The organism is Kribbella amoyensis, assembly GCF_007828865.1.
GTDB classification, from domain to species: Bacteria; Actinomycetota; Actinomycetes; order Propionibacteriales; family Kribbellaceae; genus Kribbella; species Kribbella amoyensis.
Map to the genome: position 1 here is coordinate 4,377,178 of NZ_VIVK01000001.1, position 25,568 is coordinate 4,402,745.

A 25,568-nucleotide genomic window follows, 5' to 3' on the forward strand; every position below is an offset into this window, starting at 1 on the left:
AGTAGATGTGCGACGACTTGTTGCGGCTGCTGTCGGCCTGGTGGCCACTCTCGGCACGATCGGCGTTGCCGCGCCTTCCGCCCAAGCGGCCGAAACCGCCGCGATTCCTTTCCGATCCCTGACCTATGGCGCCAGCTACTACTCGGGCAGCGTCAGCTTCTCCAACCGCTCGGTCTCGGCCACGGGCATTCTCCACTCGGTTTCCGGAAGCGGCTGCCGGTTCGCCTCGGTCACCCCCTACGTGGGGTCCACGGAGTATCCGACGTATCGCAGCGTCATCTACTGCAACGGCGCGTCCGGCACCGTCACGGTCGGCGCTCCGGCCGACGTACCTGGCGGTCCCAGCTCGGTGGTGGTCGGTCTCTGGACGTACGACCCGGCGACCGACACCGCCACGCTCGTCAGGACGACGAAGCCCATCGCCCGCTGACGAACGCCGAGGTCCTCTCCAGAATCGGAGAGGACCTCTGCGTCGGGGACCCGGGCTGAGCCGGGATGCTCAGGCGCCGACCTTGACGGTCCGGCCGTTGGCCGCGGATTCGACCGCGGCATAGGTCAGGGCCAGGCTGCTGAGGTTGTCCCGGCCCGAGTTCTCCGGCTCGCGACCGTCCTTGATCGCCTGCACGAACTCGGTCAGGCTGCCGGCCCGGTCGGTCAGCGGCATGGTCGGCAGCTCCACCTGGCGGAGGCTGTCGCCCCGGCGGATCCACACCTCGTCGGAGGTCCAGCCGTCCTTGCCGTCGCCGCGGCTGGTCCACTCCACACTGGCGTCGGTGAAGTCCATCCGCCACTGCCCGGCCCAGGCAGTCGGCGTACCGTGGCTGACCCAGCTGCCGCGGTAGCTGGCGGTCACCCCGGCCTCGAAGTCGATCAGCGCGACTCCTTCGGACGGTCCGCTGAACAGCGACCACTCCGGATCCCAGGTCTTGCAGGTGATCTGGGTGGGGTTCTGGCCGAGGACAGCACGGAACAGGTCGAAGTGGTGGATCGACATGTCCACCAGCAGCGGCTCGTCCAGGAAGTGGTGCGGGCCGCGGCGTCCGTCGGAACCGGAGAACCGGCGGAAGTCCAGCTCGACGGCGTGCAGGTCGCCCAGGTCACCGGAACGGACCAACTGCTGGACCGCCCGGACAGCCGGGAAGAACCGGTAGTTCTGGCTGACCGCGAGCACCAGGCCGGCCGACTCGGCCAGGTCCACCAGCTCGCGGGCCTCGGCCACGGTCGGCGCGAACGGCTTCTCCACCATCACGTGCTTGCCGGCCTCGAGCGCGGCCCGGACCGCCGGTACGTGCCCGACCAGGCTCGCGGTCACCAGTACCGCGTCCGCGTCGCTGTCCTCGATGGCCTGCTCGGTGGTCGCGTAACAGGTCTTCGGGTCCGCGATCCCCGCGTCGATCGCGGCCTGCCGGGACGCCTCGGCGACATCGGCGGTCGCCACCACCTCGACCTCCGCCACCTGCGGGATCATCTCCTCGGCCCAGTTCCGCCCGAAACCACCCAGTCCAACCTGCACGATCCGCATCCGGCGAATCCTCCCCGGCCCGCATCCGAGCGGACCTGCTCAGCGATGTATGACAACGTTGGCAACATCCTGGCAGGTTCGCTCCGGACGGCCCGCGCGCGGGGCGTATCTCAAGGAACGGCGGGGGCGATCACCGGAGCAGTTGCCGGTGGTCGGCGCGAGCCGGTGCGTTCGGCGCCGATGCCTGCGGCGACGACCAGGCCGATGCCGGCGACGGCGAGCAGGTTCGGAGCCTGGTGCAGGACGGCGAAACCGATGGCGAGCGCGAAGGCCGGTTCCAGGGCCATCAGGGTGCCGAACGCGCCGGTGGTCAGACGGCGCAAGGCCAGCATCTCCAGGGCGAACGGCACGACCGGGAGCAGGACGGCGAGCCCCAGACCAATGATCAGCAGCTCCGGAGTCAGGCGGGGGAGGACCGCCGGTCCGGCGACGACGGTGGCGACGACGGCCGCGACCGGCAGGGAGATCGCGAGGCCGGCGATGCCGTTCACCGAGTCGCCGACCTTCTGCGTGAGCAGGATGTACGCCGCCCAGCACGCGGCCGCCGCCAGCGCGAACGCGACCCCGACGGGGTCGGCGCCGCCCGCCCACGGCTGGGTCAGGCACACCACACCCGCGGCGGCCACCAGCGCCCACACCCGCGCCGAACCGCGGCTCCGCGCTACGGCCACACCCAGCGGTCCGAGGAACTCGAGGGCGCTGGCCGTTCCCAGCGGGAGCCGTTCCACCGCCGCCATGAAGAGCATGGTGATACCAGTGGTGACCAGCCCGAGGGCGACGCCCGCCCGCAACGTCTTCCGGCTGAAGGTCGAAGGTCGCGGCCGGACGACGATCGCGAGCAGGAGGCCCGCCCAGAACAACCGCAGCCAGGCCGCTCCGTCAGCACCGATCCGGTCGATCAGGCCGATCGAGACGGCCAGGCCGAGCTGGACGCAGAGCATGGACGCCACCGCCATCGCGGCGCCGGTCCGTGCGGGGGAAGTAGCCATGTCCCCAGTGAACGCACCGAGACCGTTCACGTCCACGTGAAATTCATGGACATAGCGTTCAGGAAACTCACACAATGCGTGGGTGGACGTCCGTCGGCTCAGGCTGCTGCTCGAACTGTCCAGGCTCGGCTCCATGCACGAGGTCGCGGCCGAACTCGGCACGACCACCTCCACCGTTTCGCAAGGCATCGCCGCCCTGGCCCGTGACGTCGGTACGCCGCTCGTCGAGCCGCACGGTCGCCGGGTACGCCTCACCCCGGCGGGCGCCAGACTGGCCGAGCACGCCGTCACCATCCTGACCGCCGTCGACGCCGCGCGCCTGGACCTCGACCCGGCGGCCGAACCCGCCGGTGTTGTGCGGGTCGCCGGCTTCGAGACCGCCATCCGGCGGTCACTGCTGCCCGCGATCGACGACCTCTCCCGGTCCCATCCCGGCGTCGAGGTCCGCATCCACGAACACGAGCCGCTGGAGGCCGTCGACCTGCTGAGCCGCGACGACGTGGACGTGGTCCTCACCTACGACTACAACCTGGCCCCGGTGTCCTGGCGGAGTGAGCACAAGGTCGCAGCGCTCTGGGCGGCCGACTGGGGTCTCGGCGTACCGAGTGACGAGACCGCCCGGGATCTCGGCGCGTACGCGGCCCGCCCCTGGATCGTGAACTCCCGCAACACCGCCGACGAGGAAGTACTGCGCATCCTGGCGTCGATGTCCGGGTTCACGCCGGCGATCGTCCACCGGATCGATTCCCTGGACCTCGTCGAGGAGCTCATCGAAGCCCACCACGGCGTCGCACTCCTCCCAACCGACCGGCCCACTCGCAGCGGAGTCACCGTCCTCCCACTGCACGAACCCCACGTCACCCTGCGGGCGTACGCGGCAACCCGCCAAGGCCGCGACCGCTGGCCACCCGTACGCGTAGTACTGGAGCGCTTGTCACCGCGGTCCGCCGGCTGATGCCCCGTCGAGCGCGATACAGACCCGTTGAACGTCGAAAATACGCGGTCGGCAGGTGCAGGTAGATCCACCGCAGCGTGTGGTCCTCGCCGGGGCTGACCTCGTCGAGACCGCACCCGTCTGAGGACGTACGCCGGCCGAGTGACGTTTCGTAGGTCGTGCTCGTCGTGTGCGCCTCCCGGTATGGGTCATTCTCGCCAGGTTGGGGGCATGATGACGATATGGAGGAGAACAGTCGCTCCAGGCCGGTCTCCACTGGAGCCACCACTGAACCGTCGCCCCAGCCGATCTCGGCAAAGGGTGAGGATACCGTCGAGGTCTTCGCGCGGCTGGCGACCGAGATGCACGACGCAGCCGGCGTCGAGGAGACCGTCGACGCTGTCGTGCAGTTCGCGCTCCAGGCGCTGAGCTGCAGCCATGCGGGCGTCGCGCTGTACAGCCGGGGCGGGCAACCGGAGGTACCCGCGGTCACCGACCCGGTGGTTGCCGAGATCTACCAGTTCCAGATGGCCGGCCAGGACGGGCCGCTGGTGGAGTCGATGCGCAATCACACGACGGTGCTGGTGACAGATACCGCCGCTGAGAGCCGGTGGCCGGACTGGGCCGGCAAAGTCCTCGGACTCGGCGTGCGCAGCGTGCTCGACGTGCCGCTGACCACCGCGCAGGGAACACACGGTGTCCTCGGCCTCTACAGCAGCGAACCGGACGCGTTCGGCCCGGACGAAGAGGCGATCGCCCACATCCTGGCTCGTCACGCCTCGGTCGCGGTGGCCACCGCCAAACACCAGGAAACGCTGGCCGCGGCGGTTGATGCCCGGAAACTGGTCGGTCAGGCGATGGGCATTCTGATGGAGCGCTACGACTTCGACGCCGACCAGGCCTTCGCCGTGCTCAAGCGCTACTCCCAGGACAACAACACCAAGCTACGGGACGTCGCACAGCAGCTGATCGACACCCGCAGATTGCCACACTGACGTCGGTCGGCGGATGAATCAGCGCGCGGTCGCTGGGTACCGGGCCGGTAGAGACGGTCACGGCTTTCTCGGGGGCCGGATCGTTTCGAGGTCGGGGCCCGTTCAGACCGGCAGCGGACCCGGACCGTCCCCACTCCTCCGGGCAGGCCGCCGGGCGGTGCCGGCGACGGAGGCTTCGACATCGTCCGCGCACAAGTTTGGCGGCTACGCGCCGGTCACGGATCGTGGCAGGCTGTCGGGATGAGCCGCGACGAGGAGCAGCGATCGAGTCCTGCCGCGCAGCGATTCGCCGATCTGCGGCTGCAACTGCATGCCCTGCCGGGGGTGGCCGAGACGGTCGAGGCGGTGGTCGCGTTCGCGGTGGCCGAGCTCGACTCGGTCCAGGCCGGAGTTGTCTTGGCCGACGACGCCGGCCGCCCTGCGCCGGCGGCGGTCACCGACCCCGTCGTGCTGGAGCTGTACCGAGCGCAGCTGAAGGCCGGTGAAGGCCCGATGCTGACCGCGTTCACCGAGGGTGAGACCGTTCGGGTCCCTGACGTCGCGACCGCGACAACCTGGCCGGTCTGGCAGGGGGCCGCCCTCAGCACCGGACTGCGCTCCATGCTCCACATTCCGCTGCGAGCCGGCGACCTCGTCGTCGGGGTGCTCAGCCTGTACAGCACCAAGACCGACGCCTTCAGCACCGACGCCGCCTCCGAGTCCGTCCTGGCTACGTACGCCGAGATCGCGGTCGACGACGCCCAGGCCGAACAGGAACTCGTCAAGAGGGTGAAGAGCGAGCAGCTCCTCGGCACGGCGACCGGGATCCTCATGGAACGTCACGACCTCACCTCCTCGGCCGCCGACGCGGTCCTGCACCAGTACGCGGAGGAAACCGACACCTCGCCGCGTGACGTCGCCGAAGAGATCATCTCCGCCAGCGAACCGCCGGCCGAAGCGTCTGAAGAGGACGAACTCAGCAACTAACAGGTGAGCGCGCACCGCGCAGCTCAGCACCGTGACCTGCTTCCCGAGACGCAGGCCCGCGGACATGCGGTGGCATCCAGTGAGAACGCGATGGCCTGCGGGGGCCGCGCAACCTCCTTCGCACCGGCGTCCGGGTGCGGACCCCGGTTTCGGCGGGTTCCTTTCCACCCGGTCCTCGTGACCGTACCGATCGGCGCCTTGGCCGCGGCGGTCTTCCGAACCTCGCGGTCGTAGCGCTGTTCGTCGTGAGCTTCGTCGTGCGCGCAAGCCAGGGATACGAAGAGGCGAGCGTTGCCGGGTTCGTCCTCAGCCTGATCGCGCTGGCGATACTAGGGATCTCCGGCTGGCTCGGCGGCAAACTCGCGTACCGCTACGGCGTCCGCGTCGCCGACGAACAGGCTCAACGCGAAGGCTTTACCCATTGACCCATCGCTAGCAGCGACCCACCACCAACCCGGCGCACGGACAGCCGTTACGGCGATTCGCTGAGCTGAACGCAGGGCGTACTCAAGGTGCACTTCGATGGCGGTGCACCGGGCCGACCCGCAGCGCAGGTCCGCTTGAAGGTCGTGCCCGTGTTCGTCCGCGGCCTCGATCGGCCGCCGGTGTCGACATCGCAGTCTCGGTCGTACCAGCGGCCGGGGCGGCTGATGCCCGGCCTCGGTCGTAGTCGCTGCGAGCGATCGGGTCACGGAGCACGGCGTAGGCGGCGAGAACTTGCTGAAATGCGTCGCTGTCGGCGTCCGGCGTCCGCAGGTCGGGGTGGAGACGGCGGGCGAGGACGCGGAAGGCGTGGTCGAGTTCGGTGCCGTCGGCGGTCGGCGCGACACCGAGCAGGGCATACAGGTCCTGGGTTGCCGGTGCGGTCATGGTCGGAGTGGAATCCGTGAGTAGGGCTGACGGGGTGATGCGGGCGATGTGACGGCCTCGCCGTTGAATCGTGCGATCCGGTGGGACGGCGCGGGGTGTCGCGGTCCCCGATCAGTACCGCGGGCCGCCACATCGCCAACTGGGGCTCAAGCGTGGGTGTGACTCCGATTCGGCGTCGGAGTGGACCACCTCCTTTCTCGGACGGTTGACCTGCGATTCATCCTGTTTCGGTGCGCGGGGGCCCGCGCTGCCGAGCCACGGCGGTCGAAGGGTCGACGACTTCCTCCGGGCCACTGTGGACCGGTGCCGGTCGCCGGTACGCGTGCGGCAACTCCGCCGGCCGCTGCGGCGGACTGGGCGGTCGCCGGCCCGGTGGATCGTCCCAGCTCGCCGCGATCAGGGCATCGAATTCGGCCCGGAGCAGGTCGACGTCGTCGCAGACCAGGTCGAGGAACTCATCCCGTGCGAGCCGCTCCAGGCCGGGCTCGGCCGTCGGGGCCGTGATGGTGCTCATCGCGCCGCTCCAGACCTCGAGCTCAGATCGGGTCAGACGCCGATCTGTTTGTGCTCGTCGGTTCCGCTGATGGCGATCTTGCGCGGCTTGGCCTGCTCGGCGATGGGAATCCGCAACGTCAGGACCCCGGCCTCGTAGCCGGCCTCGATCCGGTCGGTGTCCAGGGTCTCGCCAAGGAACAGTTGGCGCGAGAAGACACCGAGCGGACGTTCGGAGACCTGCATCTCGACGTTCTCGCCGAGCTTCGGCGGACGCCGCTCGGCCTTGATCGTCAACACGTTGCGTTCGATGTCGAGCTCGATCGCATCCGCCGTCACTCCGGGCAGATCGAACGCCACCACGTATTCGTCACCCGAACGGTAGGCGTCCAAGGGCATCGGGTTCGGCCTCGACCAGGTCCCTGGCGTCGCACCGCCCCCGAAGACCTGCTGGGTCAGTCGGTCCAGTTCCCGGAAGGGATCCGTGCGCATCAACATTGGTCTGCACCTCCTCGTGAGACATCGGCTGTGTCGTCAATACGCACCTCCGGTTCTATCATGTCGTCGAAACGATGACAAGAATGGATGTCACCGATTCAATGACGCACCGGCAGGCTCGGCCCGGACGGCGTCCTGGTCTGATTCACGGGCCGGTCAGGCTGGTTTGACCGACAGCGTCGCGAAGTAGTTCGACATGTACTGGGCGGATGCGTTGGCGTGGTCCGGTGCTTCCGCGAAGCCGGTGAGGACGAATCCCGCGGCCAGTTGCCCGCCGAGCTGGTCGGTGAGGGTGTGGCTGTATTCGAGAGCGGCGTCCGCGCCGAACTTCGCGGCGCGTTCCTCAGCGGAGTACTGAGTCACATCGCTGTACGGCAGCTTGTGCACGACGATCAGCTCGTCGCGCTCGTCGAGGGCCTCGTGGTCGAACAGGTACGCATCGGGGTTGAGGAAGCCCACGAGCAGAGTTCCGCCCGGTCGCAGGACGCGGAAGCACTCACGCCACACCGGCGCCAGGTCGGGGACGAATACGTTCGAGACCGGGTTGAACACAACGTCGAACGCCGCGTCGCCGAAGGCGCTGAGGTCACGCATGTCACCCAGGACGGTGCGCAGCTCGAGCCCGTCGCGCGCCGCCACCATCTCGTCCTGGCCGAGCTGGCGGGGCGAGTTGTCGAACACGGTGACCCGCGCTCCGGCCGCGGCGAGGATCGGACCCTGCTGACCACCACCGGAGGCCAGGCACAACACGTCCTTGCCGGTCAGGTCCGCCGGCAACCAGGACCGGTCGACCGGCTCACGCCCGATGAGGACGATCGACCAGTCGCCCCTGCGGGCGCGCTCGACCTCCTCGGTACTCACCGGCCGCGACCACTCGTTCCCCGCCTGGACGTACTTGTCCCAGGCCGCCCGATTGTGGGCACCGGGGTCGACAACATCGTCCGGCACGTTCAACTCCCTGCTCCAGCAAGCGGTACCGACAGTTCGGAGCCGCCAGCCAACACGATCACGGGTGCGGGCTCAACGAAATTAGCCGTCCAGGTGGCCGTCGGACCGAGACGGGATGATGGACGGGCGCGGTGATGCGAATGGCTTGGGCGGACGTCAACGGTGCACGGCTGTACTACGAGCGTCGTGGTAGCGGGCCGGCGGTCCTGTTCATCTCCGGAGCGAGTGGCGATGCCGGTCACTGGACCGGGATCGCCGACGCCTTCGCCGATGAGTACACAGTCATCACCTACGACCGCAGGGGAAACTCGCGCAGCCCGCGCCCCGCGGACTGGACCACAACCACGATGCTCGAGCAGGCCGACGACGCCGCGGAGTTGCTAGCCGTACTGGAGCTGACCCCGGCCGTCGCCTTCGGTACCAGCGCGGCCGCCGGAATCCTGGCCGCCCTGTGCCTGCGCCACCCCGACGTACTGCGTGGGGCGATCTTCCACGAGCCGCCCTTTCCCTCGGGAGTGTCCACCATCGACCAGGTCCGGGCCGGGCGCAGGAAACTGGTGGACGAAGGTCTCGCCCAGGGCGGTCCCAGGCTCGCGACCGAGCTGTTCCTCCGCAGCGTCATGGGCGACGAGGCGTACGCGTCGCTCGACCGCGAGCTCCGTGACCGGCTGCTGGGGAATGCGGATGTTCTGCTGGGGATCGAGATCGACCACTACCTCACCTACGATCCCTCGCCCGCCGAGCTCAGGTCGATCCGGATACCGCGCGTGGTGACAGCCGGTGCGACGAACAGAGATCCGGAAGCAGCCGGCCACTGGCGCTATGAGGCCGCCGAGTGGCTCGCTCACCACCTCGACACCCCGCTCGTCGAACTGCCCGGCGGGCACATGGCCTACCTGGCCGACCCCCAACCCTTCGCCAAAGCACTCCGACCACACGTCTGCGAGCTGACCTAGGGAACCGCGCACGGCGACCTGGTGGTGTGTCCCGCACAGGCGATGAGCTTCACCGACCTCGTTCGGCGGTCCGCCCGTGCCCTCGCCGGTGGTCGCCGATGACCTGGAAGGCGTCCGGCCTGAAACGGTTGCCGAAGGCCCCCGGGAGCGTGTCCAAGTCAGCGAGAAGCACGGCAAGCCACCGGAGCAGCCGTTCGCGCTGCGTCCGGCCGACGCGGTTGCGCGTCGTCTCATCCGTACCGGGTGATGCCTGTCCCGGCGGACTGGACCAGTCTGGGCGGGAACCCTGGATCGGAGCCTCATGACCACGAACCCACCCGACGCCGACGCCACCCCGGCGGCGCAGAAGCCGACCATCGTCCTCATTCACGGTCTTTGGCTCACGCCGCTCAGCTGGGAAGGCTGGCAGCAGCGCTTCGAGTCGAAGGGGTACACCGTGCTCGCACCGGCCTGGCCGGGGCTCGAGGGGACGGTGGAGGAGGTTCGCCTGAACACCTTCAGGTACGAGCGGCTCGGGGTCAAGGAGATCACCGACCACTACGACCGGATCATCCGCGGTCTCGATGCCCCGCCGATCATCATGGGCCACTCGTTCGGTGGCCTCATCACGCAGCTCCTGCTGGATCGCGGCCTCGGCGCCTCGGCCGTGGCGATCAGCCCGGCGCAGATCCACGGCGTGTACGTGCTGCCCGTCGCCCAGGCCAAGGTCGCGTCGGTGGCGCTGAAGAACCCGGCCAATCGCCACCGGACCGTGATGCTCACGCCGGAGGAGTTCCACTACGGCTTCACCAACACGCGCACGCTCGAGGAGTCGAGGCCGATCTACGACAGGCTCGCGGTACCGGGGCCGGGGCGCCCGCTCTTCGAGGCGGCGCTTGCGAACTTCACGCCCCACGCGGTGACGAGGGTCAACCGGCACAACTCGAGCCGCGCGCCGCTGCTGTTCCTGGCCAATGGCAAGGACCACACCGTGCCCGCGGTCTCGACCCGCGCCGCCTACAAGATCCAGAAGAAGACCGGCGCGCTCACCGAGCTCAAGGAGTACCCCGACCGTTCCCACTCCACCTTCTCCCAGGACGGCTGGGAGGAGGTGGCGGACTACTCGCTCGACTGGGCGGTGCGCAACGCAAGAACCTAGCCGCAGCACGAGCACGCTTGCTCACGCTGCCGGTTCCCTCGCGTCGTCAGCCAGCTTCGGTCAGCGGTCTTGATCGATGACGTCGTGGAGGTACTGCATGGCGAGCTTCTCGGCGCGGTGGCGCCGTTCAACGATCGCTCCATCGGCATCGGACCATCGGCGGTAGAGATCGACGGTCGCGAGGAGCGCCCGTTCGGCTTCGTGGCGGTCGTAGCCGCACAGCGTCGCCTGAAGGTCGCGCGCCTCTTCGGGCGCGATGGCCTCCAGGTGGCGTACGCCACGGGGGATCGCGCCCACCCGGCGGGCGGCCAGAGTGCCGAGCACAGTCTCGCGCAGGTAGGTGAGGAAGCTGATGGTCTCGAACAGCTCGCCGCGGCCGAGCTTCGTCGCGCCGTAGTGCACCCAGATCCAGAACCGGTCCTCGATCCATTGGAGGTCGAACGCCGCAGTGACTGGCGGCTGCCGGGCGAGGGCGCCGGCCAGGGCGGCGTCCCGGTCCCACAGGATCTCCGGGTCCTCGGTCCGCTCGGCGAAGTCGGAAGCACGGACGAACTTGAAGTCGACGTGCAGGAGAGGCGGCCCGACGAGCGTGATGATCAGGCGTGGCTCGCCGACATGCTCCCCGGTGAATCCGGCCACCAGGGAGGCCCAGGAGCCGATCAGCACGAGCCGTTCCCGCATGACCGCGTCGTACGCCTCGTCATCGATGACCAGGATCAGGTCCACGTCCGAGTAGACATCGGGGCGGCCTCCCACGATGGACCCGGTGATCGCCACGCCGGCCACGCGCGCATCCTGCCGGATCCGAGGAAGCGCCTCGCTGAGGAACCGACTGTGCAGGGAGGGGACGTCCATCTGCTTTCCTTCCGGTCGGAGCAAAGCAGATCAACGTAACACTTGGTCAGGCAACCGGCATAACCCGATTCCTCGCAAACGGACGAGAAGACGGTCCTGGTCTACGACACCCGCACAATCAGCGGTTGACAAGGTTCAGTGAAGTCGGCAATCGCATCTGCACACCGCTGCCGGTCTCATATTGAGACTCCTACCCCCTCCCACCCGCTCTGCCTCGAGACCTAACGTCCCTCAGCAGTCGTGTGACAGCAGTCATCTCCAACAGCAGGAGCATCAGATGTCGAATACCGTTCGCACTGTCATCAGCCCAGGTCGCTACGTACAAGGCAAGGGTGCCATTCATACGATCGGTGAATACCTTGCGCAGCTGGGCTCGACCCCGCTCTTCGTCGCCGACGATCTCGTCTGGGGCCTCGTCGGGCACGACATCGAGGCGTCACTCAAGAGCGCCAGCTTGCCGTTTCAGCGTGAGCAGTTCCGTGGCATCCCCAGTGCCAAGGAGGTTGAGCGGCTGGTCACCGCGATCAAGGACGCCAAGGCCGACATCGTCGTGGCCGCAGGCGGCGGCAGCACGATCGACGCTGTCAAGGCCGCCGGGCACCTGGCCGGCATCCGTTGGGCCAACGTGCCGACAGTCGCTTCGACCGATGCGCCGTGCAGCGCGTTGTCGGTCATCTACACCGAGGACGGCGAGTTCGAGGAGTACCGCTTCTTTCCCCGGAACCCCGACCTCGTGCTCGTCGACTCCCAGGTCGTCGCCAACGCGCCGGTCTCGCTCCTGGTCGCCGGCGTCGGCGACGCGCTGGCCACCTGGCTCGAGGCGCGTGCTACCGCGCGGTCGGGCTCGAAGACGATGGCCGGGGGACTGCCCACCGTCACCGGAACGGCTCTAGCCGAGCTGAGTTGGCAGGTCCTTTGGGATAACGCGCTCCCGGCCATCGACGCGGTACGGGACCATCAGGTGACGCCCGCCGTGGAGAAGGTCATCGAGGCCAACACGCTGCTCTCCGGGCTCGGCTTCGAGTCCGGTGGCCTCGCCGCGGCGCACGCGATCCACAACGGCTTGACCGCTGTCGGCGCCACGCACGGTCTGGCGCACGGACAGAAGGTCAACATCGGCTCGGTCACCCAGCTCGTTCTCGAGGGCGCGCCGACCAGCGACATCCGCGAGTTCATCGAGTTCACCACGCGGGTCGGGCTGCCGAACACACTCACCGAGGTCGGACTCCGAGCCGACGATCTCGACTCGCTGCGTATTGTGGCCGCCGCCGCGACCGTGCCTGGCGAGACGATCCACTCGATGCCGTTCGACGTCGCCAGCGACGACGTCGTGAGTGCGCTCGCCTCGATCGAGCGGTTCGCCGTCCAGGTTCGTGCCGACGCCGGTCTGCCGGCCCCGGTCCCTTACGTGGCAGGTCACTGACCGACGGGATTCGAGGGAACCGCAAATTCGACATCGTCTGCGTCGTCTCGGCAGCGATGGCCTGCGGCCGTGGAATCCTTGCGCTGCGGATCTGGAGGCACTCGCTGAGCTGATCGGGAAGTGCGCTCAGGTCGCCGGGCTGCGACAGCGTTATCCGGATTATTCGACCACTCGAGGGCGCAAATATGACTGAGCCGGACCACAGGGGTCACACCTACGTCGACCTGACCTCGTCGGAGTACGCCGGCCGATTCGCGTCGAGCCAGGCCAGGACATATCGCAAGACGACCAAGGTGAAGGCATGGCAGCTCACTCAGGACACACCCCTGGCCACGGTGCTGGCGGATGGGACGCGGGAGACTGATCGGATGGCACCGGCGGAGCACTGGGTGGTGGAGAACCCCGGTGGTGAGCAGTACGCCGTCGAGCCGGAGAAGTTCGAGGCACTCTACGACGCCACGAGCGAGCCGGGAGTGTTTCAGGCCAAGGGGCGGATCCGGGCTATCGAGAACCCGACCGGTGGCCCGGTCTGGATCAACGCGCCGTGGGGCGAGCCGCAGTACGGTTCCGCCGATTGCCGATTCGCCTGCTCCGTACTGGCCGATGGGTCACTCGATCTTGCCAAGCCGTACATCATCGGGCGCGCCGAACTGAAGCAGACCTACGCCGAAGAGGTCTCGCCGGACAGATTCGCCAGTGCCGGCCAAGCACCTGCTCACCTCGCAGCCTCCACCCGAGGCCTCGACAACAAAAGCGGCGCCCAGCAGACCGAAAACAACGCGGCCGCCCGACACGGCGAGGCACCACGCCGCCCACCAGCAACGACCAACACGCCCCGCGATCCTCGAGCGCTTGGCTGACACCGCAACGCCACCCCCGGCCGACGCGCGGCGATGCACCCCCGGACCACCTGATGGGTCCTGATCCGGGCCGCAGACGCGGGTTTGTGGGGTGGGGCTGTCCAGTCTCGGGTGATGGTTGACGTGCGGTGCTCGGTTGATGCTTGACGGTTTTGGTTAGGTTGAGGCGGGTTTGGCGGCCCGCTTCTTACGGATTTCTCCTCTCGATTCGCGGACGACGGTGCGGAGGAGGTCGTTGCCGGACCAGAACTCGAGGATTCGGTCGGTGACATGGACGTCGACGAGTTCGCCGTAGCGGTGTTTGCCGACGGAGACCTGTTGCCAGGCGACGCAGACGACGCCGTTGGAGGCGACGCGCCGGGTGATCCAGTCGGTGCCGGTGCGTCGGTCGGCCAGGGCGGTCAGGTCGAGGGCGGGGCCGGGGTCGGTGGCGCGGGTGGCGAAGCGTTCGGCCGGCGTGCAGCGGCCGATCGATTGGTGTGGCCGGTCGGTGTTGTACTCGTGCACCCAGGCGTCGATCACCGCCTGCGCCTGGGCGATCGAGGCGAAGGTCCGCCCGGCCAGGCATTCGCGGCGCAAGGTGCCGTGGAAGCGTTCGATCTTCCCGGTCGTGGTCGGTGACCGCGGCGCGGTCAGGATGTGTTCGATCCCGTTCTCGCGGCAGATCCGGTCGAACAACACCTCCACCGGACGGCTGTTGTACCTGCCGGTGAAGACCTTGCCGTTGTCGGTCAGGACCTGGGTCGGGATCCCGTGACGGCCCAGCGCGGCCGCGAACACCGCGCAGACCGGGCGGGTCGAGGCCCGTTCCACCAGCCCGGCCGCGACACAGAACCGCGAGTGATCATCGACGCCGGTCACCGCCTTCAGTTCCCGACCGTCGTTGAGCAAGACGCCGCCCATCACGTCGAACTGCCACAGCTCCATCGGCCGGCCCCGCTCCCAGCGCCGATACACCCTGTCCCGGCTACGGCGCCGCCGCCCGGGGGCCACCAGCCCCAGCCGGGCCAACGCCCGGCCCACCGCCGCCCGCGACGGCAGCGGCTCCACCCCGTCGCGCCCCAACCGATACAGCAGCCGATCCGGACCCCAGGCCGGATGTAGCTGCCGCAGTTCGACCAGCCGCACCTCGACCTCGGCGGCCATCTGATGCGGACACGACACCGGGCGGTGCGACCGGTCAGCCAAACCATCCAGACCCTGCTCGGCATACCGGCGCAACCAGTTGTGCAGCGTCTGCCGCGAAACCCCGACCTTCGCCGCCGCCTCGGTCACCGACAACCGGTCCTCGACGACCGCAAGAACTGCCTGATATCGCTGCTCGACCACGCTGAGCTCCCGAAGCATCAGCCCACCCCCTCTGCTCCTCAGCAATCAAGCCGAGAACGAGCAGGGAGTGGGTGTCAAGCATCAACCGAGACGGCGTAAACCATCAGCCGAGACGGTGGAAAGCCTCACCCGAGACGGATCTGTCCATCATCAGGCGAGACTGCACATTTGTGGGGTGGGGCGGGTGGGGCTCGAACCCACGACCCAAGGATTATGAGTCCTCTGCTCTGACCGGCTGAGCTACCGCCCCTTGCTTTTGGTGACGCTCGGTTGGGTGATGGTATCGGACGGGGCGGGGGTGGGGCGGTTGGGTGGGCTGGGAGGATGGAGGGGTGAGATTCCGTCGTACTGCGTGGCCTGCTGAGGTTGTCGAGAGTGTCCGGGTGGCTGCTGGTGGCAAGGAGGAGGTGCTTGCGGCCGTGCAGCTCGCCGATGGTGGGTGGGTGGCCGGGTCGCGGGCCGCGGTCTTCCTGCCGGACGGGGACAAGTTGCGGCGGGTCGGGTGGGAGGCGATCGAGCGGGCGGCTTGGGACGCGGACGCGTCCGTTCTCCGGGTTTTCGAGACCACCGCGTTCGGTACCCCGCTGAACGTGACCGAGCTCGCGGTGGAGGACCCGGGCCGGTTCGGGCAGCTGCTGCGGGAGCGGGTCGACGCGAGTGTGCTGGTGCAGCGGCACGTGCCGTTGGTCGGGAAGAAGGGCGTCCGGATCGTCGGGCGGCGGAATCCGGCCGAGCGGGACGCGGCGGTGACGTGGAACTTCGTTCTGGACAAGGGATTGGAGCCGGATCGGCCGGGTCTGATCGAGGCCGCGGAGGGGGCGTTGCGGGCGGTCCGGGAGGAGTTCGGAATCTGATCCGGCAGGCACCTGGACGGCCGGATCCGGGGGCCCGAATCCCGTTTTTGTAGTTCGGCGTCCGCCTGCTAACCTAATCCGGTCCTCGGGGATCGGGGGCAGGAAACACCACTGATCCCGCGTAGCTCAATTGGCAGAGCAGCCGGCTGTTAACCGGCAGGTTACTGGTTCGAGTCCAGTCGCGGGAGCAATCACAGACAGGCCGGTTCCACACCAGGAACCGGCCTTCTTCGTTCCCGCACACCCTGAGGACCACCTCCGATGGACCCCCACCTGGACGTCACCACGCGTCTCGTCGGACCCGGCCGCGTGACGTTGTCGGACCGGCGGACCGAGCAGGCCTGGACGGTCGAGCTCGCGGCGTACCGGCTGGCCGTCCATCCGGTGACACAGGCCGAGTACGCCGCGGTGACGGGTGATCGGCCGAGTGCGTCGGACGGTGGGCGATTGCCGGTCGAGTCGGTGTCGTGGTGGGACGCGGTCCGGTACTGCAATGCGCTGTCCGAGCAGGCCGGCCTGGTCCCGGCGTACGAGCTGGCGGCCGACGATGTCAGGTGGGATCGGGCGGCCGACGGGTACCGGTTGCCCACCGAGGCCGAGTGGGAGTACGCCTGCCGGGCCGGGACGACGGGGGCGCGGTACGGCCGGCTCGACGACATCGCATGGTACCGGGCGAACTCCGGTGAGCGCGTGCACGAGGTCGGTGGGAAGCAGCCGAATGAGTGGGGATTCCACGATCTCCTCGGCACCGTGTGGGAGTGGTGCTGGGACCTGTACGACCCCGACGTGTACGGCAGCTACCGCGTCCTGCGTGGCGGCGGGTGGTACGACGAGCACTGGAGTTGCCGTGCATCGGTGCGGCGGCGGAGTCACCCGACCCTGGCGATCGACGATGTCGGGTTCCGGGTCGCGCGCACCGCCTGACCCGGGCTGAGGGCAACCGGTTGTGTTGCCAGCGGCAAACGTGTTCGACGCAAACCGGTCCACACCGGTCAGCCGATACCCCAAGTAATGGGTGGAATGCGCTGCGGCGGGTACCGGGGCGAAGTGGTGCAAGGGGTTGAGCCGAGGCGGGTGCGGAGTGTTGTCTGGTGTCGTCCCCACGATGCGGCTTGAGGGGTGCGATGGCCGGAACCGAACCGGAGGACGCCGAGCGACCGGCGACCGTGGGGTCCCTCTACGACCAGCTGCCGGTGCTGCTGATGGGCCTGGAGGGACCCGAGCTGAGAATGGTCGCGCCGAATCCGGCGGCACTCGCCAACCTGGGCGGCCGGGACGCGATCGGCCGCTCGGTCCGCGAGGTGTTCCCGGAGGCGGAGGGGCAGACGTACTTCGAGCGGCTCGAGGACGTCCTGCGGACCGGCGAGCCGTACACCGGGACCGAGTGGCGGATCCAGCTCCCCACCGCCGACGGCGGGTTCGTCGAGCGGTACATGACCTTCGTCCTCAGTCCGTGGCGGTACCCCGACGGGCGGATCCGGGGCGTGGCCGCGGTCGCACAGGACGTCACCGAGTACGTGCTGGAGCAGCGGCAGGCGGAGTTGGACGCCGAGGGGTTCCGGCGGCAGATCCTGGCCGCTCGCGAGATCGCGGGCACCCTGCAGCAGGCGTTGTTGCCGACCGGGCTGCCCGTGGTTCCCGGGCTCGACATCGACGCGCGGTACCTGCTCGCCGAGGCGGACAACGCGGCGGGCGGCGACTGGTACGACGCGATCCCGCTGCCCGGCGGCCGGGTCGGTCTGGTGATCGGGGACGTGGTCGGTCACGGAGTGCGAGCGGCTGCCGCGATGGGCCAGCTCCGCGCCGTACTGCGCGCGTTCCTGCTGGAGACCGCGGATCCGTTGGCCGCGGTGGAACGGCTGGACCGGTTCGCCACCACGACCCGCGCGACGACCACCGCGACCGTCTGCGTCGCCGTGATCGACCCGAGCAGCGGCGCCCTCACGTACTGCTCCGCCGGGCATCCGCCTCCGATGGTGGTCCCGGGGGACGGCGGTGCCGCCCGCTTCCTCTTCGCACCGGGGAGCCGGCCGCTGGCGTCGTCCGGTGAGTACGTGTCCGTCAGTGAGCACCTGGACCTCGGGGACGTCCTCCTGCTCTACAGCGACGGCCTGGTCGAGCGGCCGGCGCGTACGGCGAAGCAGGCGACCGTGGACCTACTCAGCGCGGCCACCCAGACGGCGGCCGGTAAGGCGTTCGCCTTGCCGGGGCCCGCTCGGACCAGTGCGCGCGTCGCAGAGCAGACGATGGAGCTGATCACCCGAGTCACCGGGCACAGCGATGACGTCACCCTGCTCGTCGCGCACCGCTGTCCGCCGATCGAGCCGCTGCATCGTGAAGGAACGGCGACCACGCGGACGGTCGGGGGCTGGCGGGTCGAGCTGGATCGGTGGCTGCACGAACTGGAGATCGACTTCGCCACGATGATCGGGCTGGAGCACGCGGTCCTCGAGGTGACCTCGAACGTGGTCGAGCACGCGTACGCGGGCGAAGCGGGACCCGTAGCGCTCGACGTCCGGCTCACCACCGACGGGGTGGTCCGCGTAACGGTGGCGGACCAGGGGACCTGGCGGCAGCCGGGGGAGCGGCCCGGGGGACGCGGGTTGGCGATGGCCGGGTCGATGGTCGAGCGACTCACCGTCGACCACGGAGAGACCGGGACCGAGGTCGTCATCGAGCAACGGGTGAGCCGTCCGGGCCGGACGAGCCGGGTCGCGGCCAGGCCGGTGCGGGGACCGGGCCACGGCTTCACCGTCGCCGTCGACGGACCGACGGTGGCGGTGAGCGGGCCGGTCGACATCGGCAGCGCCGCCGAGCTGAACCGGGTCCTGCGCCGCGTCGCACGGCACGCCGTCCGTCCGGTGACCGTTGACCTAGGCAACGTTACGCACCTGGCCAGCGCCGGGGTCCAGGTGCTGTTCGACGCCGTCGCCCGGGCCGGGAGCAACGGGAACAGGATCATCCTGCAGGCGCCGGCGGGCAGCCCGGCGCATCACGTGATGGTGCTGACCGCCTTGCCGCACACGACGATGAACGGCTCCGGCTAGTCCGGTGGTCTGCTGTTGGGCCAGCCGGCGCGGGTCCGCGGTACGTGGTCGTCGGGGAGTTGTCGGGTGTCGACGAGGTGGGCCGCGACCTGGTTGAGCTTCGTCTGGGTGTCCTGCGAGTACCTGCGCAGCACGGTGAACGCCTGCTCGCTGTCCAGGTTGAACCGCTCCATCAGGATGCCCACCGCGCGCCCGACCAGGCCGTGGCTGTCACTGGCGAGCTCGAGGTTGTCGAGGATCCGGGCGGCGTCCAGCGCGACCGTGACGTGCGCGGCGAGCAGCCCGGTCGCGCGGATCGTGGCCGGGCCGAACATGTCCGGCCGGGGATCGGCGACGATCAGCGCCCCGATCACGTGTTTGTTCCGGCTGGTCAGGCGGGCGCCGAGCACGCTGCGCCAGCCGAGCTCGATCGCCGCCGGTGACCAGGCCGGCCACGGTGAGTCGACGACCAGGTCGGCCGCGGTCGGTTGGTTGGCCTGGCGCAGCAGGACATCGAGTGCGGGGCCTTCGCCGAGCCGGATCTGCTCGAGGTTCGCCGCGTGCAGGCCAGGGTCGGTCGCCGTGACGGCAACCGGTTGTCGCCGGTGGGTCATCACCAGCCCGACCGGTGAGCCGAGCAAGGCGGCCGCCGCTTCGACGGCGGCGGTTTCGGTGTGGGTCTGATCGGGACAGGCGTGCAGGTCGGCGGCCAGCTGCGCCAGTTGGGTCGGCGACAGCGGGTCTTTCCGTGTGAGCGTCATGAGCTGTCGGCTCTCCGCCGCGGATGTTTCGGACGCCACTGCCTGATGGCCCGCGACGACCGCCCGAGGGGAACCGCGACTCCGTCCACCGTGGCACGGATCGCAGGGACACGCCACCTCCAGGGAAGTCGCAACACAATCTTTCCGCGATCGAGAGGACCGGCTCCGTACTCGCCCGGTTTCGTCCCCTACCCGGGCTACCGTAGGTCGGGTGCGAGTAGCGACCTGGAATGTGAATTCGGTGAAGCAGCGGATGCCGCGGTTGCTCGGGTGGTTGGACGAGCGGCAGCCGGATGTCGTCTGCCTGCAGGAGACGAAGCTCGCCGACGACGCGTTCACCGCGTTGCTCGGAGCGGAGCTCACCGCGCGCGGGTACGAGACAGCGTTGTCCGGCGAGGTCCAGTGGAACGGCGTCGCCCTGTTGTCCAAGGTCGGGCTGGAGGACGTCGTCACCGGGGTCGCCGGTGCGCCGGGATTCCCGAAGCCGGAGGCGCGGGCGGTCGCGGCGACGTGTGGCGGGATCCGCGTGCACTCCCTCTACGTACCGAACGGGCGCGTGCCGGACTCGGACCACTACCAGTACAAGCTCGCCTGGCTCGCCGCGTTGACCGAGGTCGTCGGCGCCGGACCGAGCGAGCAGATCGTCTGTGGCGACATGAACATCGCACCCACCGACGCGGACGTGTTCGACCCGGCCGCGTACGTCGGGTCGACGCACGTCACCGGGCCGGAGCGGAAGGCGCTGACCGAGCTGATGGCGAGCGCCGGACTGCATGACGTCGTCCGCGACCGGTGGCCGGACGAGCGGGTCTTCAGCTACTGGGACTACCGCGCCGGCATGTTCCACCAGGACCTCGGGATGCGGATCGACCTGATGCTCGCGTCGGACCCGGTGGCCGGGCGGGTCAAGGCAGCGTGGATCGATCGCAAGGCCCGCAAGGGCACCGGACCGAGCGACCACGCGCCCGTGATCGTCGATCTCGACGTCGCTCCCGACGGCGACCTCGGTCCGGTCGTACCACCCCCGTCGGCGCCGCGGACCACGCGTAAGCGCACCACCAAGCTCCCGCAGAACCGCTGAGCCGCCGGGATGCGCAGCGTTCTGGGGTACGCCGCAGCCCGCCGGACCGGATCGGCCGGACGACGTCGCGCGACGTGGTCCGCGCTCCTCCTGGTCGCGGCTTCGCTGGCCGCGTGCTCGGACGACGAGGCGGCCGCGCCGGAGCCGGTCGCGTGGACCAAGGTCGACCTGCCCGCCGAGCCCGTCGTCCTGTCCGGGAACGGTGCCCAGCTCCTCGTCGGACTACGGGACCGCGACGCGAAGGTGGCGCCGCGGCTCGTCCTGTTCGACGGCGAACGCCAGCAGGAGATCGCGGTCGCGCCGAAGAGCCCGTACGCGTTCGAGGCGATCTGGCAGTCGATCGCGTACGACGGGCGCCGGCTGGTCGCGCTCGGTGGGGCCGCGGGTGGCGCGCATTCCAACACCCGGTGGACCGTCTGGACCGGGACGACGAGCAAGCTGACCGAGTACCCGCAGGAGTTCAACACGTTCGGCGGCCAGACCGCGGGCGCCTTGTTCTCCGCGGTGATCGCGTCGACCGGTCAGGCGTTGCTGGGATCGTGGGGGAGTTCCACCTCCGGCCTGGACGGCGCCGTGTGGTTGCCCGAGGGGCCGGCCAAGTGGGTCCGGCAGGACTCGGCCGGTACCGCGCTCCGCAGTACGCCGTCGTTGCTGGTCGGGCCGAGCTACGGGACCTCGGCGGGGCCGTCGATCGTGCAGACGGGGTCGCAGGTCCGGATCGCGCCGAACGTCGTCCAGCAGGAGGCCGCGGTCTGGCGATCGGCGGATCTGAACCAGGGGTGGAGTCGCGTCGCTCTTCCGGAGCCAGGGAACCGGAGCCAGGGAGTGAGCATGAGCTGCTCCACCTCGCTCTGCACGATCGCCGGGTACGTCGACGGCAAGCTGGCGCTCTGGCAGCTCGAGCCGGACAAGTCAGGTGACGCCGGGGCCAAGCGGCTCGCCGGGGTCCCCGATTTGACCGTCGGCGACAAGGACAAGCTGCCGCCGCCGATCGACGACGCCGGCCAGACCGTCCAGCTCATTGCCCAAGGCAACCAGGTCAAGCTGGTCCGGTCCGGGGACGGCACCTGGACCGTCCACGACTCGACCGGGGCGAACGGCGCGGCCGGACCCGAGGGCATCGTGAAGGACGCCCGGCTGGTCGGCCGGACGCTCTACCTGGTCGCCGGTCCCGCCGACGGGCAACTCGCGCTCTGGAAGACCGAGCTCAGCTGATCAGTCCCTTGACGTACGCCGCCTGACCCGCGTGCTGCAGGTCGTCGGAGATCACGCTGATCAGCCGCACCCCCAACGTGACCGGCGGATTCCACCGGGTGTCGACGACCCGGTCGAGATCCTGGTCGGTCAGGCCCTTCAGGTACTCCAGGGTGCGTGCGTGCACGGCGTCGTAGTACCCGACGAGCACGGCGATCGGGGTGGTGACCGCGGCGACCTGGTCGGCGGTGTGGCCGTACCCGGTGTCGGCCGCGTCGAACGGCAGCCCGAGTCGCTCGTGCCAGCCGTCGGCCGTGATCACCTGCTCGTACCCTCCGGCGTCGGCGAGGTGGTCGTCCTGGATCCGGGTCAGGTGCCAGAGCAACCAGCCGATCGAGTTGCCCCGGTCGTCCGGCCGGGTGCCCACCAGGTCGTCGGCGAGCCCGTCGGCGACCTCGTGCACGACCTCCTGGATCCGGCCGAACGCGTCGGCCAGCACTTCGCTGGTGTTCATCGCTTCCCCTTCGTCAGCTGGACGTTCCGCCACAGTAGTCCGGACCCCGGACAGTTCCGCCGATCCCGGGAACCGTGTTCCCCGGCGCTAGGGTTGACACACCCCCACCCCCTCGAAGGAGTTCCCTGTGGAATACCGCACCCTGGGCACGAGCGGCGCCGTCGTGTCGACCTATGCGCTGGGCACCATGACGTTCGGGCACGAGACGGACGAGGACGGCTCGCACGCTCAGCTCGACCGGTACGTGGAGGCCGGCGGCACCCTGATCGACACCGCTGACGTGTACTCGGCGGGCGTGTCCGAGGAGATCGTCGGCCGCTGGCTGGCGAAGAGCTCGGCGCGGGACGGCGTGGTCCTGGCGACGAAGGGCCGCTTCCCGACCGGCGACGGCGCGAACGACGTCGGTACCTCCCGGCGGCACCTGCGGCGGGCGCTCGACGCCTCGTTGCAGCGGCTCGGGGTCGATCACGTCGACCTGTACCAGTTGCACGCGTGGGACCCGGTGACGCCGTTGCAGGAGACGCTCAGCTTCCTGGAGGACGCGGTCCGCGACGGCAAGATCGCGTACGGCGGTCTGTCGAACTTCACCGGCTGGCAACTGCAGAAGGCGTGCGGGCTGATCGAGAAGTACGGCTGGTCGCCGTTGGTCACGCTGCAGCCGCAGTACAACCTGCTGGTGCGCGAGATCGAGTGGGAGATCGTGCCGGCCGCGCAGGACAACGGGCTCGGGCTGTTGCCGTGGTCGCCGCTCGGCGGTGGGTGGCTCACCGGGAAGTACTCGTTCGACGAGGCGCCGACGGGCGCCACGCGGTTGGGGGAGAACCCGGAGCGTGGCGTCGAGGCGTGGGCGCGGCGGAACAAGAACGAGCGGGTCCGGGCGGTCGTCGAGACGGTCCGGAAGATCGCGGCGGAGCGCGGGATCTCGATGGCGCAGGTCGCGCTCGCCTGGCTCGTCGACCGGCCGGCCGTGACGTCCGTGATCCTTGGTGCGCGCACTCTCGACCAGCTGAACGACAACCTGGCCGCCGCCGACCTGCATCTCACCGACGACGAGCGCACCCACCTGGACGCCGCCAGCGACCCGGGTGCGGCCGACTACCCGTACGGCGGCCCGGGCGTCGCCCAGCGGGACCGCCCGGTCACCGGCGGCCGCGGCTGACCACACCGCCTCATCGGCGCCGGCCGGCCGCGCCGACCAAGGGTGCTGACAAGGAATGTCAGGCGACGGCCTGGTGGAGCGCGGAGTACGAGGCGACGAGTGCCTGCCGCTCCTTGATCAGGGTCGGGTCGTCGGCGCGACAGCCGCCGGCGACCCACTGGTCGGACAGGGTCATCGCCTCGACCCGGTGCAGGGCGGCGGGCCGGATGTCGACCTTGTCCACCGCGTACACGTACGAGTACAGACTGACCAGCGCGTCGATGAGCTGTCCTTCGCTGACGGTCGGGTCGTGCTGGTGTTCGCGGTGGACCCGCCACCACTCCACCTCCCGCCGCGCCGCCTCGGCCGCGTCCGGCGGGATCCCGATCAGCGTGTAGAAGCGGCGCATGTACGCCCGCGCGACGTCGGGCTGGTTGTCCGGGTACGGCGACCACGCCTGGTTGGCGCGCAGCACGTACCAGGCCCCCTGGAGCGTTCGCAGCGGTCCCATCCCGAACCCGGCCGCGACGAGCCCGACCGACGCGACCAGGAACCTGATCCAGTCACGTCGGTAATAGGCGACCCAGGCATCCGTCTCGCGGTTCCCCACCAGCACCGGATCGAAGGTCCACGGCCCTCTCCCCACGCCTTGAGACTAAATCACTGACTGGGAAGGACGCCGGACCAGAGAACGCCGAGGCCGAGGCAGACCAGGGTGATGAGCCCGAAGAAGGCGACCCAGACCAGCGCCGGGACACCGGTGAGACGGCGGAGCTGGTCCGCGTCGGAGCTGCGGCCGCCTCCTCCGCGCCGGGAGTGTTGCAACTCGATCACCGCCCGTGGTGCCGCCAGCAGCAGGAACCAGGTGAGCAGGTACGCGAACGCGGACTGCACGTCGGCCGACCCCCACCACGACACCGCGAATACCACGGCGCCGAACACCACCACGGACCACAGCCCGAACAGGTTCCGGATCTGCAGCAGCAGGACCACCAACGCGAGCAGGAGTCCCCACAGCAACGCGACGGCGTACCCCTGGCCGAGGACGAACGCGGCCGCGAGTCCGAACAGGGCGGGACCCGGGTACCCCGCGAGCAGTACCGCGATCATCCCGGCGCCGGTCGGTTTGCCGCGGGACACGGTGACGCCGGAGGTGTCTGAGTGCAGCCGGATCCCGGCGAGCTTGCGCCCGGCCAGCGCGGCGACCAGACCGTGCGCGCCCTCGTGCGCGATCGTCACCACCTGCCGGGTGTAGCGCCAGATCGGGCGCCAGGCGATCAGCAGCAGCGCGACGACCCCGGTCCCGATCAGCACTCGCAGCGACGGGGCGGGCTGCGTGCTGGTGATGCTGTCCCAGACGTCGTTCACCTCGACATCCTTGCAGGCCGGTGGTCGACAACCCGAGCGCCGCACCCCGAGAAAACTTCTGACCGAGATGTCGATCCCCGCCCGGAGCCTTCGACGCAGGGGCAAGAAGCGCACTTACCAAGGAGAGAATCATGGAACTCAGCGTCAACGTCTTCGTCAGCCTCGACGGTGTCATGCAGGGCCCGGGCGGCCCCGGCGAGGACGCCAGCAACGGCTTCGACCGTGGCGGCTGGCTGGTTCCGCACAGTGGAGAAGGCCAACTGGACTCGGTCGACGGCTGGTTCAAGCAGGCCGACGCCGTTCTGCTGGGCCGCAGCACCTTCGACATGATGCGTGCCTACTGGCCCCAGGTCACCGACCCGGACAACACCGTTGCCACCGCGCTCAACGCCGGGAAGAAGTACGTCGTCAGCACCACGTTGTCCGACGAGGACGCCGCCTGGGGCGACACCACCGTGATTCGGGCGAACGTGGTCGAGGAGATCCGCAAGCTCAAGGAGCAGCCGGGCCGCGAACTCCAGGTCCACGGCAGCTGGCAGCTCGCCCGGACCCTGCACGACGCCGGCCTGGTCGACGTGTACCGGCTGATCCAGTTCCCGGTCGTCGTCGGCGACGGCAAGCGCCTGTTCGGCCACGGCCTCCCGGCCTCGTACAAGATCACCGAGGGCGAGGTACTCCCCGGTGGTGCGGGCGTCGTCTCGCTGACCCTGCGGCAGACCGGATTCGGGACCACCGGCGCCGGCGAGTTCGCCGTCGTGGACGGCAAGGAAACAGTGGTCTAGAACGGCTTACCGAGGGGTCTGGATCCACCGCCGTCTGTCGTTGACATCCGGCAGGCGGCGGCGGACCGTGGAGGG

Annotated in this window: 28 protein-coding genes and 2 tRNA genes; 17 read left to right on the forward strand and 13 right to left on the reverse strand. The window is 69.3% G+C overall.

Going from position 1 to position 25,568, the window contains the following annotated elements; genetic code table 11:
• Nucleotides 1-40: 40 nt before the first annotated feature.
• Nucleotides 41-430, forward strand: a complete 390-nt coding sequence (locus FB561_RS20705; RefSeq protein WP_145809075.1) for a hypothetical protein — start codon at nt 41-43, stop codon at nt 428-430.
• Between the two features lie 69 nt (nt 431-499).
• On the opposite strand, the gene FB561_RS20710 is transcribed toward FB561_RS20705, so the two are convergent.
• Nucleotides 500-1,522: a Gfo/Idh/MocA family protein gene (locus tag FB561_RS20710; RefSeq protein ID WP_145809076.1), complete on the reverse strand. Its 1,023-nt coding sequence runs from the start codon at nt 1,520-1,522 to the stop codon at nt 500-502.
• 110 nt (nt 1,523-1,632) lie between these two features.
• Nucleotides 1,633-2,511, reverse strand: coding sequence for an EamA family transporter (locus FB561_RS20715; protein WP_145809077.1), 879 nt, complete (start codon nt 2,509-2,511; stop codon nt 1,633-1,635).
• 82 nt (nt 2,512-2,593) lie between these two features.
• On the opposite strand from FB561_RS20715, the gene FB561_RS20720 reads away from it, so the two are divergent.
• From FB561_RS20720 to FB561_RS39025, 4 genes are all read left to right on the forward strand, one after another.
• Nucleotides 2,594-3,466, forward strand: a complete 873-nt coding sequence (locus tag FB561_RS20720) for a LysR family transcriptional regulator (RefSeq protein WP_145809079.1) — start codon at nt 2,594-2,596, stop codon at nt 3,464-3,466.
• Between the two features lie 221 nt (nt 3,467-3,687).
• Nucleotides 3,688-4,440, forward strand: coding sequence for a GAF and ANTAR domain-containing protein (locus tag FB561_RS20725; RefSeq protein WP_145809080.1), 753 nt, complete (start codon nt 3,688-3,690; stop codon nt 4,438-4,440).
• A gap of 240 nt (nt 4,441-4,680) precedes the next feature.
• Nucleotides 4,681-5,406, forward strand: coding sequence for a GAF and ANTAR domain-containing protein (locus FB561_RS20730; RefSeq protein ID WP_145809082.1), 726 nt, complete (start codon nt 4,681-4,683; stop codon nt 5,404-5,406).
• 134 nt (nt 5,407-5,540) lie between these two features.
• Nucleotides 5,541-5,831, forward strand: a complete 291-nt coding sequence (locus FB561_RS39025) for a DUF2231 domain-containing protein (RefSeq protein ID WP_272952555.1) — start codon at nt 5,541-5,543, stop codon at nt 5,829-5,831.
• An 82-nt stretch (nt 5,832-5,913) separates the two neighbouring features.
• Here the strand turns inward: FB561_RS39025 and FB561_RS39245 are convergent, their stop codons facing one another.
• The 4 genes from FB561_RS39245 to FB561_RS20755 form a co-directional block, all read right to left on the reverse strand.
• A complete protein-coding gene (locus FB561_RS39245) occupies nt 5,914-6,276 on the reverse strand; it encodes a J domain-containing protein (protein WP_145809084.1) in 363 nt (120 codons plus the stop codon).
• A gap of 217 nt (nt 6,277-6,493) precedes the next feature.
• Nucleotides 6,494-6,790, reverse strand: a complete 297-nt coding sequence (locus FB561_RS20745) for a hypothetical protein (RefSeq protein WP_145809085.1) — start codon at nt 6,788-6,790, stop codon at nt 6,494-6,496.
• A gap of 32 nt (nt 6,791-6,822) precedes the next feature.
• A complete protein-coding gene (locus FB561_RS20750) occupies nt 6,823-7,266 on the reverse strand; it encodes an Hsp20/alpha crystallin family protein (RefSeq protein WP_145809087.1) in 444 nt (147 codons plus the stop codon).
• A gap of 156 nt (nt 7,267-7,422) precedes the next feature.
• Entirely contained in the window at nt 7,423-8,214 is a 792-nt protein-coding gene (locus tag FB561_RS20755) for a class I SAM-dependent methyltransferase (protein WP_145809089.1), read from the reverse strand.
• A 140-nt stretch (nt 8,215-8,354) separates the two neighbouring features.
• Here FB561_RS20755 and FB561_RS20760 point away from each other — a divergent pair, with 140 nt between their 5' ends.
• Together FB561_RS20760 and FB561_RS20765 are read left to right on the forward strand one after the other, a co-directional pair.
• The gene (locus tag FB561_RS20760) at nt 8,355-9,170 is read left to right on the forward strand and encodes an alpha/beta fold hydrolase (RefSeq protein ID WP_170284729.1); all 816 of its coding nucleotides are present in this window, start codon (nt 8,355-8,357) and stop codon (nt 9,168-9,170) included.
• Nucleotides 9,171-9,471: 301 nt separating this feature from the next.
• Nucleotides 9,472-10,308 carry an alpha/beta hydrolase gene (locus FB561_RS20765; RefSeq protein ID WP_145809092.1) on the forward strand — a complete coding sequence of 279 codons (837 nt, stop codon included), beginning with the start codon at nt 9,472-9,474 and terminating at the stop codon, nt 10,306-10,308.
• 60 nt (nt 10,309-10,368) lie between these two features.
• Here the strand turns inward: FB561_RS20765 and FB561_RS20770 are convergent, their stop codons facing one another.
• Nucleotides 10,369-11,163 carry a nucleotidyltransferase domain-containing protein gene (locus tag FB561_RS20770; protein WP_145809093.1) on the reverse strand — a complete coding sequence of 265 codons (795 nt, stop codon included), beginning with the start codon at nt 11,161-11,163 and terminating at the stop codon, nt 10,369-10,371.
• Between the two features lie 277 nt (nt 11,164-11,440).
• Here FB561_RS20770 and FB561_RS20775 point away from each other — a divergent pair, with 277 nt between their 5' ends.
• Nucleotides 11,441-12,586 (forward strand): glycerol dehydrogenase, encoded by a 1,146-nt coding sequence (locus FB561_RS20775; protein ID WP_145809095.1) that lies wholly within the window; start codon nt 11,441-11,443, stop codon nt 12,584-12,586.
• Between the two features lie 185 nt (nt 12,587-12,771).
• A complete protein-coding gene (locus FB561_RS20780; protein ID WP_145809097.1) occupies nt 12,772-13,446 on the forward strand; it encodes a hypothetical protein in 675 nt (224 codons plus the stop codon).
• A gap of 156 nt (nt 13,447-13,602) precedes the next feature.
• Here FB561_RS20780 and FB561_RS20785 read toward each other — a convergent pair whose 3' ends face one another.
• Both FB561_RS20785 and FB561_RS20790 read right to left on the reverse strand, forming a co-directional pair.
• Complete coding sequence (locus FB561_RS20785; protein ID WP_145806691.1) at nt 13,603-14,793, reverse strand: IS481 family transposase; 1,191 nt, start codon at nt 14,791-14,793, stop codon at nt 13,603-13,605.
• Nucleotides 14,794-14,951: 158 nt separating this feature from the next.
• Nucleotides 14,952-15,025: transfer RNA gene (locus tag FB561_RS20790), tRNA-Ile, on the reverse strand.
• A 133-nt stretch (nt 15,026-15,158) separates the two neighbouring features.
• On the opposite strand from FB561_RS20790, the gene FB561_RS20795 reads away from it, so the two are divergent.
• From FB561_RS20795 to FB561_RS20810, 4 genes are all read left to right on the forward strand, one after another.
• Nucleotides 15,159-15,629 (forward strand): hypothetical protein, encoded by a 471-nt coding sequence (locus tag FB561_RS20795; protein WP_238334941.1) that lies wholly within the window; start codon nt 15,159-15,161, stop codon nt 15,627-15,629.
• Between the two features lie 115 nt (nt 15,630-15,744).
• Nucleotides 15,745-15,817 (forward strand) — tRNA-Asn (locus tag FB561_RS20800).
• Nucleotides 15,818-15,890: 73 nt separating this feature from the next.
• Nucleotides 15,891-16,553 (forward strand): formylglycine-generating enzyme family protein, encoded by a 663-nt coding sequence (locus FB561_RS20805; protein WP_145809104.1) that lies wholly within the window; start codon nt 15,891-15,893, stop codon nt 16,551-16,553.
• Nucleotides 16,554-16,753: 200 nt separating this feature from the next.
• Nucleotides 16,754-18,676 carry a SpoIIE family protein phosphatase gene (locus FB561_RS20810; RefSeq protein WP_145809105.1) on the forward strand — a complete coding sequence of 641 codons (1,923 nt, stop codon included), beginning with the start codon at nt 16,754-16,756 and terminating at the stop codon, nt 18,674-18,676.
• Here FB561_RS20810 and FB561_RS20815 read toward each other — a convergent pair.
• The gene (locus tag FB561_RS20815; RefSeq protein WP_145809107.1) at nt 18,673-19,416 is read right to left on the reverse strand and encodes a GAF and ANTAR domain-containing protein; all 744 of its coding nucleotides are present in this window, start codon (nt 19,414-19,416) and stop codon (nt 18,673-18,675) included. The two genes, FB561_RS20810 and FB561_RS20815, sit on opposite strands and share 4 nt — an antisense overlap.
• Before the next feature lie 211 nt (nt 19,417-19,627).
• On the opposite strand from FB561_RS20815, the gene FB561_RS20820 reads away from it, so the two are divergent.
• Both FB561_RS20820 and FB561_RS20825 read left to right on the forward strand, forming a co-directional pair.
• The gene (locus FB561_RS20820) at nt 19,628-20,497 is read left to right on the forward strand and encodes an exodeoxyribonuclease III (RefSeq protein ID WP_145809108.1); all 870 of its coding nucleotides are present in this window, start codon (nt 19,628-19,630) and stop codon (nt 20,495-20,497) included.
• A gap of 9 nt (nt 20,498-20,506) precedes the next feature.
• Nucleotides 20,507-21,712 carry a hypothetical protein gene (locus FB561_RS20825; protein ID WP_238334942.1) on the forward strand — a complete coding sequence of 402 codons (1,206 nt, stop codon included), beginning with the start codon at nt 20,507-20,509 and terminating at the stop codon, nt 21,710-21,712.
• Here the strand turns inward: FB561_RS20825 and FB561_RS20830 are convergent.
• A complete protein-coding gene (locus FB561_RS20830) occupies nt 21,705-22,205 on the reverse strand; it encodes a mycothiol transferase (RefSeq protein WP_145809109.1) in 501 nt (166 codons plus the stop codon). The genes FB561_RS20825 and FB561_RS20830 overlap by 8 nt on opposite strands.
• Before the next feature lie 127 nt (nt 22,206-22,332).
• Between FB561_RS20830 and FB561_RS20835 the strand changes: the two genes are divergently transcribed.
• A complete protein-coding gene (locus FB561_RS20835; RefSeq protein WP_145809111.1) occupies nt 22,333-23,364 on the forward strand; it encodes an aldo/keto reductase in 1,032 nt (343 codons plus the stop codon).
• A 58-nt stretch (nt 23,365-23,422) separates the two neighbouring features.
• Here the strand turns inward: FB561_RS20835 and FB561_RS20840 are convergent, their stop codons facing one another.
• The gene (locus tag FB561_RS20840; protein WP_145809113.1) at nt 23,423-23,989 is read right to left on the reverse strand and encodes a hypothetical protein; all 567 of its coding nucleotides are present in this window, start codon (nt 23,987-23,989) and stop codon (nt 23,423-23,425) included.
• 14 nt (nt 23,990-24,003) lie between these two features.
• Nucleotides 24,004-24,711: a M50 family metallopeptidase gene (locus tag FB561_RS20845; protein ID WP_145809114.1), complete on the reverse strand. Its 708-nt coding sequence runs from the start codon at nt 24,709-24,711 to the stop codon at nt 24,004-24,006.
• Between the two features lie 131 nt (nt 24,712-24,842).
• Between FB561_RS20845 and FB561_RS20850 the strand changes: the two genes are divergently transcribed.
• Nucleotides 24,843-25,493 (forward strand): dihydrofolate reductase family protein, encoded by a 651-nt coding sequence (locus FB561_RS20850; protein WP_145809116.1) that lies wholly within the window; start codon nt 24,843-24,845, stop codon nt 25,491-25,493.
• Nucleotides 25,494-25,568 lie beyond the last annotated feature (75 nt).

Excerpts from the sequence above, each read along its gene's own strand:
- FB561_RS20815 (WP_145809107.1), bottom strand. The coding sequence starts at position 19,416 with ATGACGCTCACACGGAAAGACCCGCTGTCGCCGACCCAACTGGCGCAG.
- FB561_RS20785 (WP_145806691.1), bottom strand. The coding sequence starts at position 14,793 with ATGCTTCGGGAGCTCAGCGTGGTCGAGCAGCGATATCAGGCAGTTCTT.
- FB561_RS20710 (WP_145809076.1), bottom strand. The coding sequence starts at position 1,522 with ATGCGGATCGTGCAGGTTGGACTGGGTGGTTTCGGGCGGAACTGGGCC.
- FB561_RS39245 (WP_145809084.1), bottom strand. The coding sequence starts at position 6,276 with ATGACCGCACCGGCAACCCAGGACCTGTATGCCCTGCTCGGTGTCGCG.
- FB561_RS20765 (WP_145809092.1), top strand. The coding sequence starts at position 9,472 with ATGACCACGAACCCACCCGACGCCGACGCCACCCCGGCGGCGCAGAAG.
- FB561_RS20730 (WP_145809082.1), top strand. The coding sequence starts at position 4,681 with ATGAGCCGCGACGAGGAGCAGCGATCGAGTCCTGCCGCGCAGCGATTC.
- FB561_RS20850 (WP_145809116.1), top strand. The coding sequence starts at position 24,843 with ATGGAACTCAGCGTCAACGTCTTCGTCAGCCTCGACGGTGTCATGCAG.
- FB561_RS20745 (WP_145809085.1), bottom strand. The coding sequence starts at position 6,790 with ATGAGCACCATCACGGCCCCGACGGCCGAGCCCGGCCTGGAGCGGCTC.
- FB561_RS20715 (WP_145809077.1), bottom strand. The coding sequence starts at position 2,511 with ATGGCTACTTCCCCCGCACGGACCGGCGCCGCGATGGCGGTGGCGTCC.
- FB561_RS20770 (WP_145809093.1), bottom strand. The coding sequence starts at position 11,163 with ATGGACGTCCCCTCCCTGCACAGTCGGTTCCTCAGCGAGGCGCTTCCT.
- FB561_RS20810 (WP_145809105.1), top strand. The coding sequence starts at position 16,754 with ATGGCCGGAACCGAACCGGAGGACGCCGAGCGACCGGCGACCGTGGGG.
- FB561_RS20805 (WP_145809104.1), top strand. The coding sequence starts at position 15,891 with ATGGACCCCCACCTGGACGTCACCACGCGTCTCGTCGGACCCGGCCGC.
- FB561_RS20780 (WP_145809097.1), top strand. The coding sequence starts at position 12,772 with ATGACTGAGCCGGACCACAGGGGTCACACCTACGTCGACCTGACCTCG.
- FB561_RS20750 (WP_145809087.1), bottom strand. The coding sequence starts at position 7,266 with ATGTTGATGCGCACGGATCCCTTCCGGGAACTGGACCGACTGACCCAG.
- FB561_RS20825 (WP_238334942.1), top strand. The coding sequence starts at position 20,507 with ATGCGCAGCGTTCTGGGGTACGCCGCAGCCCGCCGGACCGGATCGGCC.
- FB561_RS20725 (WP_145809080.1), top strand. The coding sequence starts at position 3,688 with ATGGAGGAGAACAGTCGCTCCAGGCCGGTCTCCACTGGAGCCACCACT.
- FB561_RS20760 (WP_170284729.1), top strand. The coding sequence starts at position 8,355 with ATGGCTTGGGCGGACGTCAACGGTGCACGGCTGTACTACGAGCGTCGT.
- FB561_RS20775 (WP_145809095.1), top strand. The coding sequence starts at position 11,441 with ATGTCGAATACCGTTCGCACTGTCATCAGCCCAGGTCGCTACGTACAA.
- FB561_RS20830 (WP_145809109.1), bottom strand. The coding sequence starts at position 22,205 with ATGAACACCAGCGAAGTGCTGGCCGACGCGTTCGGCCGGATCCAGGAG.